Raw genomic sequence first — 13,171 nt, 5'->3', positions numbered from 1 at the left:
GTGTTACACTGTTTAAACAGCGTGCCCGGGCCATTTTTAGTTTTTGGCTCTTAATTTGCGAAAAACGATAACTATGCTTCCTTATAATAAGGATAAGTATAAGCGCATAAGGAATTAAATAAGTATGAATACTGGTATTACAGATCCCCTAAATGCATTGGTCCCTATGGTTGTTGAGCAAACACCAAAAGGTGAGCGCTCGTATGATATTTATTCGCGACTTTTAAAAGAGCGTATTATTTTTTTAACAGGCCAAGTTGAAGACAACATGGCAAATCTAATTTTAGCGCAAATGCTATTTTTAGAATCAGAGAACCCTGATAAAGATATTTTCTTATACATAAATTCACCGGGTGGCTCAGTAACTGCTGGTATGGCAATTTACGACACAATGAACTTTATCAAACCTGATGTGAGTACTATTTGTGTAGGACAAGCAGCGAGCATGGGGGCATTTTTGCTTACCGCTGGTGCTAAAGGTAAACGTTTTTGCTTACCTAACTCACGTGTAATGATCCACCAACCTTTAGGTGGTTTCCAAGGTCAGGCGTCTGACTTTGAAATACACGCCAAAGAAATACTATCTATTAAAGATAAGCTAAATCGCTTAATGGCAGAACACACGGGTCAGCCGTTAGATGTGATTTCAAAAGATACTGATCGTGACAACTTCATGAGCGCTTCAGAAGCTGTAGAGTACGGCTTAGTTGACTCAGTATTTGCAAATCGCGATAAAAAGTAAGCGCTTGGTGAGCAGGGGACCTGTTAATCACTTTTAGTTACTATGCGAAAAACAATAAATTTTGTTATAGTTAAGCGTATTGAAATAGCCACCATAAATTTTGGTGGCCAACGTAATAAGATGAGGTAGCTGAATGTCTGACACTCCTACAGACGGCGACAAAAGTAATAAATTGTTATACTGCTCTTTTTGTGGCAAGAGCCAGCACGAAGTACGCAAATTAATTGCAGGCCCTTCAGTATACGTTTGTGATGAATGTGTAGAGTTGTGTAACGATATTATCAGGGAAGAGATCAAAGATATTGCTCCTAAGCATGACTCGTCTGATAAACTACCTGTTCCAAAAGAAATTCGAAAACACCTAGACGACTACGTTATCGGCCAAGACCATGCGAAAAAAGTATTGTCTGTTGCTGTTTACAACCATTACAAACGTCTTCGTAATCAATCAACCAAGCAAGATATTGAGCTTAGCAAAAGTAATATTTTGCTAATAGGTCCGACTGGTAGTGGTAAAACATTACTAGCAGAGACGCTGGCTCGTTTACTTGACGTACCGTTTACAATGGCTGATGCAACGACACTTACCGAAGCCGGTTACGTGGGCGAGGATGTAGAAAATATCATCCAAAAACTATTGCAAAAATGCGACTACGATGTGGAAAAAGCACAGCGTGGCATTGTATACATTGATGAAATAGACAAAATTTCTCGCAAATCAGATAACCCATCAATCACGCGCGATGTGTCGGGTGAAGGTGTGCAACAAGCATTACTTAAGCTAATTGAGGGTACGATTGCTTCTGTGCCTCCTCAAGGTGGACGCAAACACCCACAGCAAGAATTTTTACAAGTAGATACGTCTAAAATCTTGTTTATTTGTGGTGGTGCGTTTTCAGGGCTTGATAAAGTAATTGAGCAACGTAGCCATAAAAATACTGGCATTGGTTTTGGCGTTAGTGTTAAAGAGTCTGCAGAAACGCGTTCTTTAAGCGAAACGTTTAAAGACGTAGAGCCCGAAGACTTAGTGAAATACGGTTTAATACCTGAATTTATTGGCCGTTTACCTGTAGTTGCTACACTCACAGAGTTAGATGAGGCTGCACTCGTACAGATTCTAAGTGAGCCTAAAAACGCGATTACTAAACAGTTCTCAGTGTTGTTTGGTATGGAAGATGTAGAGCTTGAGTTCCGTGATGATGCTTTATCTGCTATAGCTCACAAAGCAATGGTTCGTAAAACCGGTGCACGTGGCCTTCGCTCTATCGTAGAAGGTATTTTACTAGATACCATGTACGAACTTCCATCTATGGATGATGTCAGCAAAGTAGTTATTGACGAAACGGTAATTAAAGGTGAGTCTGATCCAATCTTGATATATGAAAATAATAATCAAGATAAAGCAGCATCTGAATAGTTTTTAAGCTATTTGCATTAAAAAGGAGCCTAGGGCTCCTTTTTTTATAATTAATTTAAACGAGTCGGGGAAAATTGTTGAACTTTAATGTGGTTATCCCCATATACTTGAGTAATCTTTTAAATAAATGAAGTGCGAAGAGAAATATAATGACGCTTGAGAGAACCGACCAAGTCGAAATCCCAGTGCTAGCACTGCGCGATGTTGTGGTGTACCCACACATGGTGATCCCGCTTTTTGTAGGCCGTGAAAAATCAATAAAATGCCTTGAAGCGGCAATGGATAAAGACAAACAAATTTTCTTGGTTGCACAAAAAGATGCAACTGTAGACGAACCAGAGCAAGATGATATTTATCGCATTGGTACTATTGCAACTGTACTTCAATTATTAAAACTCCCTGACGGGACAGTAAAAGTATTGGTAGAAGGCACACAGCGCGCTGAAATCAAAGACTTCGTTGATAACGACGAGTTTTTTGTTGCCGATGCTCAATTTATTGAATCAGATTTAATTGATGAACAAGAGCAAGATGTATTTATTCGAAGCGCAATTAGCCAATTTGAAGGCTATGTAAAGCTCAATAAAAAAATTCCACCAGAAGTGCTCACTTCGGTATCAGGTATTGATGAACCAGCGCGACTTGCAGACACAATGGCTGCGCATATGCCTTTAAAAGTGCCTGAAAAACAAAAAGTGCTAGAAATTTCAAGCGTGACAGAGCGTTTAGAATACCTAATGGCCCTGATGGAAGGTGAAATCGACTTATTGCAGGTTGAGAAGAAGATCCGTACCCGCGTTAAAAAGCAGATGGAAAAATCTCAGCGCGAGTATTACCTCAACGAGCAAATGAAAGCCATTCAAAAAGAGCTTGGTGAACTTGATGATGTTCCTGATGAGTTTGAAGCGCTCAAAAAGCGTATTGAAGAATCGGGTATGTCATCAGAAGCACAAGAAAAAGCCACGACAGAACTTAATAAACTGAAGATGATGTCGCCAATGTCCGCTGAGGCAACGGTTGTACGTTCTTACATCGATACATTAATTAACGTGCCATGGAAAAAACGTTCAAAAGTTAAAAAAGATTTAGCTGGTGCACAAAAAATATTAGACAGTGAGCATCATGGCCTTGATAAAGTAAAAGAACGTATTTTAGAGTACCTAGCGGTACAACAGCGTACTAACAAGCTTAAAGGTCCAATTTTGTGCCTTGTAGGACCTCCAGGTGTCGGTAAAACATCACTTGGTCAGTCTATTGCCCGTTCTACTGGCCGTAAGTATATTCGTATGGCGTTAGGCGGTGTTCGTGATGAAGCCGAAATCCGAGGCCATCGTCGAACGTATATTGGTTCTATGCCTGGTAAGCTAATTCAAAACATGACAAAAGTAGGGGTCAAAAACCCACTATTTTTATTAGATGAAATCGACAAAATGTCTTCAGATATGCGCGGCGACCCAGCTTCAGCATTGTTAGAAGTACTGGATCCTGAGCAAAACAGCCATTTTGCCGATCATTATCTTGAAGTAGATTTTGATTTATCGGATGTTATGTTTGTCGCTACTTCGAATAGTTTTAACATCCCTGGTCCTCTTTTAGACCGTATGGAAGTTATTCGTTTGTCAGGATATACAGAAGACGAAAAGCTTAATATTGCAAAAGAGCACCTGATCACTAAGCAAGTAAAGCGTAATGGCTTAAAAGACAACGAGATTGAAATAGACGATAGTGCAATTATCGGCATTATTCGCTATTACACGCGTGAAGCGGGTGTCCGTAATCTAGAACGAGAAATTTCTAAGTTGTGCCGCAAAGCTGTTAAAAATATTCTGATTGAAAAAGACACTAAAACGGTGACTATTAATCAAGATAATTTAGAAGAGTACTTAGGCGTTCAACGTTTTGACTATGGTAAAGCAGAAGATGGTGACCGCATCGGCCAAGTTACAGGTCTTGCATGGACTGAGGTTGGTGGTGATTTACTGACAATCGAATGTGCAGCCGTGCCAGGAAAAGGTAAATTGACTTACACCGGTTCACTTGGCGATGTAATGCAAGAGTCGATTCAAGCAGCAATGACCGTTGTGCGTAATCGTGCTGATACTTTTCGCATCAACAGTGATTTTTATGAAAAGCGTGACATTCATGTTCACGTTCCTGAAGGTGCAACACCAAAAGATGGCCCAAGTGCTGGTGCAGCCATGGTGACTGGTCTGGTGTCGAGTTTAACAGGTAATCCAGTTAAAGCTGATGTTGCTATGACTGGCGAAATAACGCTTCGTGGTGAAGTTCTGCCTATTGGTGGCTTAAAAGAGAAGTTACTAGCTGCGCACCGTGGTGGAATAAAAACCGTTATTATTCCAAAAATTAACGAACGTGACTTAAAAGAGATCCCAGATAACGTACTGGCAGGTCTTGATATTCACCCAGTTACATGGATTGATGAGGTGTTAAAACTTGCTTTGGTACATCCTGTTGAGAGTTTTTCAGTCGAAACAGAGAAAAAGCAGTAAAAAACGTAAAAAAAGTGCTTTTTAGGGCTTTTCAAATCTAAACGGTATGATAAGTTAAGCACTGGTTTTCAAGCCTAGGCCTTATGTGGCCTAGGCTCAAGAAAAATATAATCATGTGAGCATTACAAGTTTGCTCTAAAATTTTCAAAAAAGTGATGTTAGTTTAAAAAACCATCGCTCTTGATAATAACAATGAAAGAGGATGATATTGTGAATAAATCTCAATTAATCGATCAAATCGCAGCTGATGCTGACATTTCTAAAGCGGCTGCAGGTCGTGCACTTGATTCATTCATCGAATCTGTATCTGGCGCGCTTAAAGATGGCGACTCAGTTGCACTTGTTGGTTTTGGTACTTTCTCAGTACGTGAACGTGCTGCACGAGCTGGCCGTAACCCACAAACTGGTGAAACTATTCAAATCGCTGCTGCAAACATTCCAGCTTTCAAAGCCGGTAAAGCGCTTAAAGACGCAGTAAACTAATCAATAGTTTAAACAGATTAGTTATGGCGAAAGTAAAGTTACTTAATCAGCCTAACAGTTGAATTGAGTAACTTTACCGCTAGTTACTTCAAGTGAAAAAGCGTATCTGGTAAGATACGCTTTTTTTACATGTGACAAGGTATTGAGCCTTGATCAAAAAGAGATAAACAAATGCTTGAGAAAATCAGAGAAGGTTCGCAAGGACCTGTAGCCAAAATAATTTTAGGCGCGGTGATTTTATCTTTTGCTTTAGCAGGGATCGGTAGTTACCTAGGTCAAACCACGGAACAACCTGTTGCTGAAGTAAACGGAGTTAAAATTAGCCAAACGGAATTTAACCGCGCGTACCAAAACGAACGTAATCGTTTAGAGCAACAATTTGGTGAGTACTTTACACAAATTGCTGCAGATCCAAATTATATGGCACAAATTCGTCAAGGTGTAATTGACCGTTTAGTACAACAAGAATTGCAATCACAGTTAGCGGCAGAATTAGGCCTTCGCGTAAGCGATGATACAGTTCGTAAAACAATTTTAGAATTGCCTTACTTCCAACTTGGCGATAAATTTAATAACGATCGTTATTTACAAGTAATTCGTCAAATGAACTTCCAACCAGATACTTTTCGTGAATACCTTCGCGAAGACATGACACGCAGTCAGTTAGTATCAGCAGTTGCAGGCACAGACTTTGCGCTTGAAAGCGAGCTTAAAAGTGCTATTGCTCTTCAACAACAAACTCGTAGCATTGATTACTTAGTAATTAATAAAGAGTCACTTGCAGATAATGTTGAAGTATCAGAGCAAGAAGTTTCAGATTACTATGACCTAAATGCATCGCAGTTTTTATCACCAGAACTTATCTCGGTGAACTATGTCGAATTGAAAGCTGAAAATATTGTTGTTGGTTCAGTGACTGAAGAAGATGTGAAAGCGTCTTATGAGCAAAATAAGGCGCAATATGTTGAGCCTGAAAAACGCCGTGTGTCACACATATTAATAGATAATAGTGAAGACGATGATGCAGCTAAAGCTAAAGTTGATGCGCTTTATGCTGAGCTTCAACAAGGTGCAGACTTTGCTGAACTCGCAGAGTCTTCATCTGATGATATCGTTAGCGCAGAGATGGGCGGTGACCTTGATTGGATTGAACGTGATGTAATGGATCCTGCATTTGAAGATGCAGCATTTTCACTTGAAGCGAAAGGTGATTTTTCAGAAGTGGTTGCGTCAGAGTTCGGTTATCACATCATTAAACTGACTGATATTCAGCCACAACAAGTTAAACCATTTGATGATGTAAAAGCCGACTTACGTGCTGAATTAGAGCGTGCTGAAAAAATTGATGCGTTTTACGATAAGCAAACCGAAATGGGGGCAATCGCGTTTGAAATTTCAGATCGTTTAGATGATGTAGCAGAAGTTGCTGAACTAGAAGTTCAGTCAACCCCTCTTTTAGCATTGAACGCTTTACCTGAGCCGTTAAATACACCGGCTGTTATTACTGCACTAACATCTGTTGACTTACTTGAAGACAAAGTTAACTCTGAAGTTATTGAGTTGGGCGATGAGCACATTGTTATCGTGCGTATTAACGAGCATCAGCCAGCGTCAACCAAACCTTTAAGTGATGTAAGTGAACAGATTAAAACACGCTTGGCAAATGACAAGACCTCTGAGCTTGCCAAAGATAAAGCGCGTAGTTTGTTTGCTGAAATTCAAGCAGGTAAAAGTTTGAATGATATTGCAACTGAGCAAGGTTTAACGCTTCGTCAAGAGTCACAACTAAATCGTCAAAGTTTTGCTGTGTCGCCTGCGATTGTTACTCAGGCATTTAAAATGGCTCACCCAGCAGACACTGCAGTGGTAGATGTTGTTGACTTAAATAACGGTGATGCAGCGATTGTTGCACTTAACTCAGTGACAGATGCTACAGTAACGGCTGATATTGACCCACAAGCTAAACAAAGCATTACAATGGCTCAAGCAAACAAAAACTATATGGTTTTCATAGAGTCGCTTAAAGCTAAAGCTGAACTTAATTTACCAGTAGTTGAACAAGCTGCTGAATAAGTTAATTTTGGTTATTAAAAAAGGCGCCTCTGAGCGCCTTTTTTATTGTTTTAAATTCGAGTGTGTTTATACCACTGCGTAATAATACCAATCATTTTAGGGCGCTAGATAGGCCTTGCAATAAATTCAATACGGTTACCGCTAGGCTCTCTTATCATCATGTGCTGCGCAGGGCCTTTACCTAAATTCTCTGGTGCAAATTCTATAGTAATATTATTTTGCATTTTTAAGTGCTTATGCAGCCTGCTTAACTTTTCAATACTCTCAACACTGAGTGCTAAATGGTGTAGGCCCACATTTTCTGCTCGATTAAACTCTACATGTTTTTCATTATTTTTAATTCGCCACAATGTAATGGTTGTTTTTTTATTAGATAAAAAGTACGCAGGATAAGTCGGATCATTTCCCAGCACTTTAAAACCAAGCACATCAGTAAAAAACACTTTAGATGAATTTAAATCTGAAACAGTTAAACCTAAATGATCGATTCCGCCAACCCAGTTTTTAACTTTGTTAGGGGGCTCGGCACTAGCAGACGCTGATAAAATCAGTAGGGGAGTAATACTAAGTAGTGTGTGTTAGAGCATGGAGTGGCCTTGTTAAAAAGTAAAAGTTAATAACAAGACCTTCTAAAATGCACCTACATAACAAAAAACTGCATTAACAGCTTAATAGACGCTGCGTTATTTTTGACTGAGGGTTATTAAATACATTTTCTGTTAAACCATACTCAACCACCTCGCCTTTATCTAGCACAATGACTTGATCACTAATATGGCGTACTAAACTAAGGTGATGTGTGATCATGACATAAGTTAAACCCGTTTCACGTTGTAACTTGAGTAATAAATTTACTATTTGGGCACGTATAGAAGGGTCTAAAGACGATACGGCTTCATCGAGTACCATCACCTTAGGATCTAAAATAAGCGCTCTGGCAAAAGCCACACGTTGTAATTGGCCGACACTGAACATATGTGGATAGTAATGTTGGTGATCGACTAGCAATCCAACTTTAGAGAGTGTTGTATTTATTTTTTCTGAGCGTTCTTCTTCATCAAAGTCCGTATTGTATTGCAAGCAATCATCAAGCATGTCGCCAATAGTTAAACCTGGGTTTAACGACGCCCCTGAGTCTTGAAAAATCATTCTAATGTGACGACATTGGTTATCACGAATACCGTTATCTTCTATTATATTGCCTTCAAGTAATATTTGCCCAGCGTTTGCGTTATCGGCACCGGCAAGTAACTTAGCTAACGTACTTTTCCCCGAGCCTGTTTCACCAATTACGGCAATGGTTTCACCTTTACCAATACAAAAAGAAATGTTTTTTAGTACTTCAAATTTTTTGCGTTTAAATAAACCCGCTCGCACATCAAATGTTTTAGATAGCGCTTGTACTTTGAGAGTAGGCTGCATTACTTCACCTCCTTTATAAGCGGAAAGTGACAAGCGTAGCTGTGCCCACTGTGTTTAGTGAGGACAGGTGTAACTACACATTCTTTTTGTGCTTGTGGGCAACGTGGCCCAAGTCGGCAACCAATTGGTAAATGTTGTAAAGTAGGAATAGTACCTTTAAGCGCATAAAACGGTTCTTTATGAGCCAAGCCTTGCTCGTAATCTGGCAAGCTTTTCAAAAGTGCTTGTGTGTATGGGTGGCGAGGTTGCTTAAATATTTTATGAGTTGGACCTGCTTCAACCATTTGCCCGCAATATAAAACATGAATCCCATGAGACCAATCAGCAATCTCTTCAAGCTCGTGTGAAATCATTAAAATAGACATATTCTTGAGTTGATTAAGGCTTTTTAATAATCTAAACACTTGCGCACGGGTAGTACTCTCAAGTGCTGTAGTCGGCTCATCAGCAATTAATAGCTTAGGTGTTCGGGCAATTGCCATTGCAATCATTACCTTTTGGCACACACCTTCTGAGAGCTCATGAGGGTAGCTGTCTAGTACCGCTTCATGGTTTTTAATACCAACTTTATGGATAAGTGCTTTAACGCGGTCTTTTCGTTCGCGATTTCGTTTTAAAAAGAACCCCTTGCGAGCGACTTCAGGTAAGGTTTCAGCAATTTGATTAAAAATTTTCGCTGTAGGGTCAAGGCAACGGCTAGGGTCTTGATAGATCATTGCAATATCTTTGCTAACCGTTTGTCTGCGTTGCTCCGGAGTGAGGCGCATTAGGTCAACACCACGCCAGTGAATTCTATCAGCGGTTATATTCCAGCGTTCGTTTAATACACCTACTATTGCTTTTGCGATTAGGCTTTTACCTGAGCCTGACTCACCTACAAGCGCATGCACTTCACCTTCTTTTAAACTAAAGCTGACCCTATCAACTGCTCTTATAACTGTTTCTGAAGTGCGCAGTTCAATGGTTAAATTTCTAACATCTAATAATTGCATTTAATCGGCCTTGCGCTCTTTTAGCACTTGTCTAAGTCCATCGCCTACTAAATTGGTCGATAATACCGCTAAAAATAATAATACGCCTGGTAAGGCAACCGTCCAAGGTGCTAAATAAATTAGGCCAAGGTTTTCTGCCAATATGGCACCCCATTCAGTGGTTGGGGGTTGTGCGCCTAACTTTAAAAAACCCAACGCAGAAATATCTAGTATGGCCGTAGACAGTGCCATAGTAAAAATAACCACTATGTGTTCGTAAATATTAGGAAAAATACCGCGCGATATAATATGCCAATTTGAAGCGCCGTCGAGCTTAAACGCCGTAATGTAATCTTTGCTTAGCTCTTCTACTATTAGGTTTCTAATAGAGTGAATAAACTGCGGTAGTAAGGCTAAAATAATAGCCCATACTGTATTCATCAAGCCCGGGCCTAATACTGCAATAATGATAATAGCCAATAATAAAGACGGTATTGAAAGAGTGATATCAAGTAAGTGGTTCAAAAAGCTTGAACGCATCCCTCGGCTAATGCCAGCAAATGTACCGACTAATACACCAATTATGGTGGTCAATAATGCAGCGACGACCGATAAACCAAATGTATAGGTTGCGCCGTTCATTAAACGCGACAACACATCACGCCCTAAATCATCAGTGCCTAAAATAAAACGCACATCGCCCATTTCTCGCCACGAGGGTGGAATAAGTAGCGCATCACTGTGCTGCTGGTTTACCCCATAAGGCGCTAAAAATGGTGCGCTGGCAGCGAGTAAGGCAAATGCCAAAAACACCCATAAACCAACAAGGGCAGGGTGGTTGTTTTTAAATTTTCGCCAAAATCGCGCCAGTGGCGATTTATTCGACTCTTCAGAAAATACCTTAAACTTTGCCATGGGCTTGGTTCCGTGAGAGTGGGTCGAATAAACTATAAAGAAGTTCGGTTGTTATAGTGGCTAAAATAACAAATAAAGATACAGCCATTAGGCCTCCCTGAATTGCAGGAAAGTCGCGCTGGTAAATACTGTCTATCAACCAGCGGCCAATACCAGGCCACGAAAAAATAACTTCGGTGATCATAGCAAGTGTTATTAGTGTACTGAATTGCAAACCAATTTTTTTAATTACCGGTAAAAGCGCATTGCGCAGTGCATGATGCATGATTAATTGGCGTCGGTTTAACCCCTTCGCGCGTGCTGTTTTAATAAAATTTTGATCCATTATTTTCAACATTGATTCGCGGGTAAATCTTACAAGCACGGTGGTTGGGTATGTGGCAAGCACAATTGTGGGCAGTGTTAAGTGGTGTAATGCATCTACAAATGCCATTCCTTTATAAGGAAAGCCGGCAAGCATAATATCAATGAGCATAAACCCGCTGGCTGCTGGAATTTCATAAAGAAGCCCCATTCTACCCGACATAGGAAACCACCCCAATTTGAGCGAAAAAATCATAATTAGTAATAAAGCTAACCAGAATACAGGCATAGAATAGCCCACAATAGTGGTTGAATTAATAAGCTTATCTGGCCAGCGATTGTAATATGCTGAGCCTAAAATACCTGCAGGCACGCCAACAAATATAGATACAATAAGTGCATAGACACTAAGCTCTAACGTCGCTGGTAATAAATCAAGAATATGTGAAAAAACATTGTCGCCAGAGGCAAACGATAATCCCCAATCACCCTGAAAAACTCGCCCTAAAAAGGCGAGGTATTGCATAAAATAATTACTGTTATAAAAGTATTTATCTTCTAATTGCGTATTTTGAGAAAAATTATTACTCGGAACGCCACTTAAATTACTTAATGGATCACCAGGGAATAAGTACGCCAACGAAAATGTAAAAATGCTGAGCATGAGCAACATAAAAAGTAATAAACCAAGGCGGCGTAAAATATAATCAAGGATCATTACTTTTTCCTCGCATTGGCTAACGAAATAGCCCCAAATGGGCCAAGTTCTATGCCGTCTACATCGGCACTGCTTGCTTGAAACCGCAACCCATGAGCAATGGGCAACAAGGGTAATTCATCCATAATAAGCGACTGCACATCGGCATAGTATTTTTTTCGCATATTTAGGTCTGTCGTATCGAGTGCTTGCGCCAGTAATAGATCAAATTTAGGGTTGCACCAATTTGCCGGATTTTTACCGCTAAATGTTGCTGAGCAGCTTAATAACGGGCTAAAGAAGTTATCGGGGTCTGGCGTATCTGCTGCCCAGCCGAGGAGCACACTATCGTGTCTGTGTTCACCAATTCGCTGAATAAACGTATTCCACTCGTATTCTACAATACTGACGTTAACACCCACTTTGCGTAAGTCACTTTGCATTAATTCAGCCATTTTACGTGCATTGGGGTTATAAATACGACTCACTGGCATGGCCCAAATATTCATATCAAACCCATTAGGAAAGCCGGCTTCAGCGAGTAGTTTTTTAGCAAGGTCAGGGTCAAATGATGGCATACTTGTTTGAGCGTTAAAAGCCCAGGAAGTTGGAGGTAACATCGATTCGGCGCGTGTTCCATTACCGTAATATACCGCTTGCATTATTTTATCTGTATCAATGGCATGTGCAAGGGCTTTGCGTACGCGAATGTCGTCAAAAGGTGGGCGTTCTGTGTTAAAAGCCCAGTATCCAACATTGAGGTTGGTTTCTTTTTCAATATTAATATCTTCACGCTGAGCTAAAATACTCAACTGAGCACTACTTGGGTGCGCAGCTAAATCGCACTCTTTAGTTAACAGCTTTGCAATGCGTGCTGTGCCATTAGGTGTAATGTCGTAAACAAGTTGTTCAAGGGCAACGTTGTGCTTCCAATAATCGGGGTTACGGTAAAAGCGGACTAAATTATCGCGGCGATATTCACGATAAATATAAGGACCAGTGCCCACAGGGTATTGATCAAAAAATTCTTCTTGCTCTGCAGCTTTACGTTTCATTGCATACTCGGCCGATAAAACAACCGCAAAGTCAGTGGCCATGTTAGCTAAAAAACTACTTTCAGCATTAAACAACTCAAATCTAACTTGGTGGTCTGACACGCGAACAATCTTACGAATGAGCTGATCAACGCCTACACTTTGAAAATAAGGGTAACTGGCATCACCCACAAAATGATAAGGGTTGTACACATCAAATAAGCGACTAAAGGTAAAAATTACGTCATCGGCATTAAAAGTGCGGCTAGGTGTAAAGTACGCGGTGGTATGAAATGGTACGTCTTTTCGAAGAGTAAAGGTGACCGATTTACCATCTTTACTTACTTTCCAATCTGTTGCGAGTTCGCTTTGAAACTCAGCAGTAACCGGATCAATACTTATTAAGCGGTCATAAAGCTGATTGGCAATAATATCAATAGTTGAGCCTGTGGTTGTCACTTGTGGGTTAAACGACACAGGGTTTGCCTCGGCGCAATAGACCAAGCCTTGGTTTTTTTCTTCAATAACGCGTTCTTCACTATCTAAGCAGCCAACTAAAGTGCCTGCTAGTAAAGCAAGTAAAAATTTATGCACACGCATAACC

At 40.3% G+C, this 13,171-nt stretch carries 11 protein-coding genes; 5 read left to right on the top strand and 6 right to left on the bottom strand.

What is annotated here, in order from left to right; translation table 11 throughout:
- The first annotated feature begins 124 nt into the window (after positions 1–124).
- The 5 genes from clpP (at position 125) to PMAN_RS09665 (ending at position 7,225) form a co-directional block, all read left to right on the top strand.
- Positions 125–742, top strand: coding sequence for an ATP-dependent Clp endopeptidase proteolytic subunit ClpP (gene clpP, locus PMAN_RS09685; RefSeq protein ID WP_008126622.1), 618 nt, complete (start codon positions 125–127; stop codon positions 740–742).
- Positions 743–875: 133 nt separating this feature from the next.
- Entirely contained in the window at positions 876–2,159 is a 1,284-nt protein-coding gene (clpX, locus tag PMAN_RS09680; protein WP_006794855.1) for an ATP-dependent protease ATP-binding subunit ClpX, read from the top strand.
- A 149-nt stretch (positions 2,160–2,308) separates the two neighbouring features.
- Positions 2,309–4,669 (top strand): endopeptidase La, encoded by a 2,361-nt coding sequence (gene lon / locus PMAN_RS09675; RefSeq protein ID WP_008126626.1) that lies wholly within the window; start codon positions 2,309–2,311, stop codon positions 4,667–4,669.
- Between the two features lie 186 nt (positions 4,670–4,855).
- Positions 4,856–5,152, top strand: a complete 297-nt coding sequence (locus PMAN_RS09670) for an HU family DNA-binding protein (protein WP_286364811.1) — start codon at positions 4,856–4,858, stop codon at positions 5,150–5,152.
- A gap of 171 nt (positions 5,153–5,323) precedes the next feature.
- Positions 5,324–7,225: a SurA N-terminal domain-containing protein gene (locus PMAN_RS09665; protein ID WP_010557190.1), complete on the top strand. Its 1,902-nt coding sequence runs from the start codon at positions 5,324–5,326 to the stop codon at positions 7,223–7,225.
- 104 nt (positions 7,226–7,329) lie between these two features.
- On the opposite strand, the gene PMAN_RS09660 is transcribed toward PMAN_RS09665, so the two are convergent.
- The 6 genes from PMAN_RS09660 to PMAN_RS09635 form a co-directional block, all read right to left on the bottom strand.
- Positions 7,330–7,788: a VOC family protein gene (locus PMAN_RS09660; RefSeq protein WP_033035352.1), complete on the bottom strand. Its 459-nt coding sequence runs from the start codon at positions 7,786–7,788 to the stop codon at positions 7,330–7,332.
- Between the two features lie 97 nt (positions 7,789–7,885).
- A complete protein-coding gene (locus PMAN_RS09655; RefSeq protein WP_010557188.1) occupies positions 7,886–8,647 on the bottom strand; it encodes an ATP-binding cassette domain-containing protein in 762 nt (253 codons plus the stop codon).
- The gene (locus tag PMAN_RS09650) at positions 8,647–9,639 is read right to left on the bottom strand and encodes a peptide ABC transporter ATP-binding protein (protein ID WP_010557187.1); all 993 of its coding nucleotides are present in this window, start codon (positions 9,637–9,639) and stop codon (positions 8,647–8,649) included. The genes PMAN_RS09655 and PMAN_RS09650 overlap by 1 nt, the downstream gene beginning before the upstream one ends.
- On the bottom strand, positions 9,640–10,533 hold the full coding sequence (locus PMAN_RS09645; protein WP_006793652.1) for an ABC transporter permease subunit: 894 nt from the start codon (positions 10,531–10,533) through the stop codon (positions 9,640–9,642). It abuts the gene before it with no gap.
- The gene (locus PMAN_RS09640; RefSeq protein WP_006793651.1) at positions 10,520–11,554 is read right to left on the bottom strand and encodes an ABC transporter permease; all 1,035 of its coding nucleotides are present in this window, start codon (positions 11,552–11,554) and stop codon (positions 10,520–10,522) included. The genes PMAN_RS09645 and PMAN_RS09640 overlap by 14 nt, the downstream gene beginning before the upstream one ends.
- Positions 11,554–13,161: an ABC transporter substrate-binding protein gene (locus tag PMAN_RS09635; RefSeq protein ID WP_033035369.1), complete on the bottom strand. Its 1,608-nt coding sequence runs from the start codon at positions 13,159–13,161 to the stop codon at positions 11,554–11,556. Before PMAN_RS09635 ends, PMAN_RS09640 begins: the two co-directional genes overlap by 1 nt.
- Between the last annotated feature and the right edge of the window lie 10 nt (positions 13,162–13,171).

Origin of the sequence: Pseudoalteromonas marina, from assembly GCF_000238335.3 — a bacterium.
In the GTDB taxonomy this organism is placed as follows: domain Bacteria; phylum Pseudomonadota; class Gammaproteobacteria; order Enterobacterales; family Alteromonadaceae; genus Pseudoalteromonas; species Pseudoalteromonas marina.
Note: the sequence above shows the minus strand (reverse complement) of the source record. Positions and strands in the feature narration are given on the sequence as shown.

Coding starts and splice junctions, on each gene's coding strand:
- clpP (WP_008126622.1), top strand. CDS start 125: ATGAATACTGGTATTACAGATCCCCTAAATGCATTGGTCCCTATGGTT.
- clpX (WP_006794855.1), top strand. CDS start 876: ATGTCTGACACTCCTACAGACGGCGACAAAAGTAATAAATTGTTATAC.
- lon (WP_008126626.1), top strand. CDS start 2,309: ATGACGCTTGAGAGAACCGACCAAGTCGAAATCCCAGTGCTAGCACTG.
- PMAN_RS09665 (WP_010557190.1), top strand. CDS start 5,324: ATGCTTGAGAAAATCAGAGAAGGTTCGCAAGGACCTGTAGCCAAAATA.
- PMAN_RS09655 (WP_010557188.1), bottom strand. CDS start 8,647: ATGCAGCCTACTCTCAAAGTACAAGCGCTATCTAAAACATTTGATGTG.
- PMAN_RS09650 (WP_010557187.1), bottom strand. CDS start 9,639: ATGCAATTATTAGATGTTAGAAATTTAACCATTGAACTGCGCACTTCA.
- PMAN_RS09645 (WP_006793652.1), bottom strand. CDS start 10,533: ATGGCAAAGTTTAAGGTATTTTCTGAAGAGTCGAATAAATCGCCACTG.
- PMAN_RS09640 (WP_006793651.1), bottom strand. CDS start 11,554: ATGATCCTTGATTATATTTTACGCCGCCTTGGTTTATTACTTTTTATG.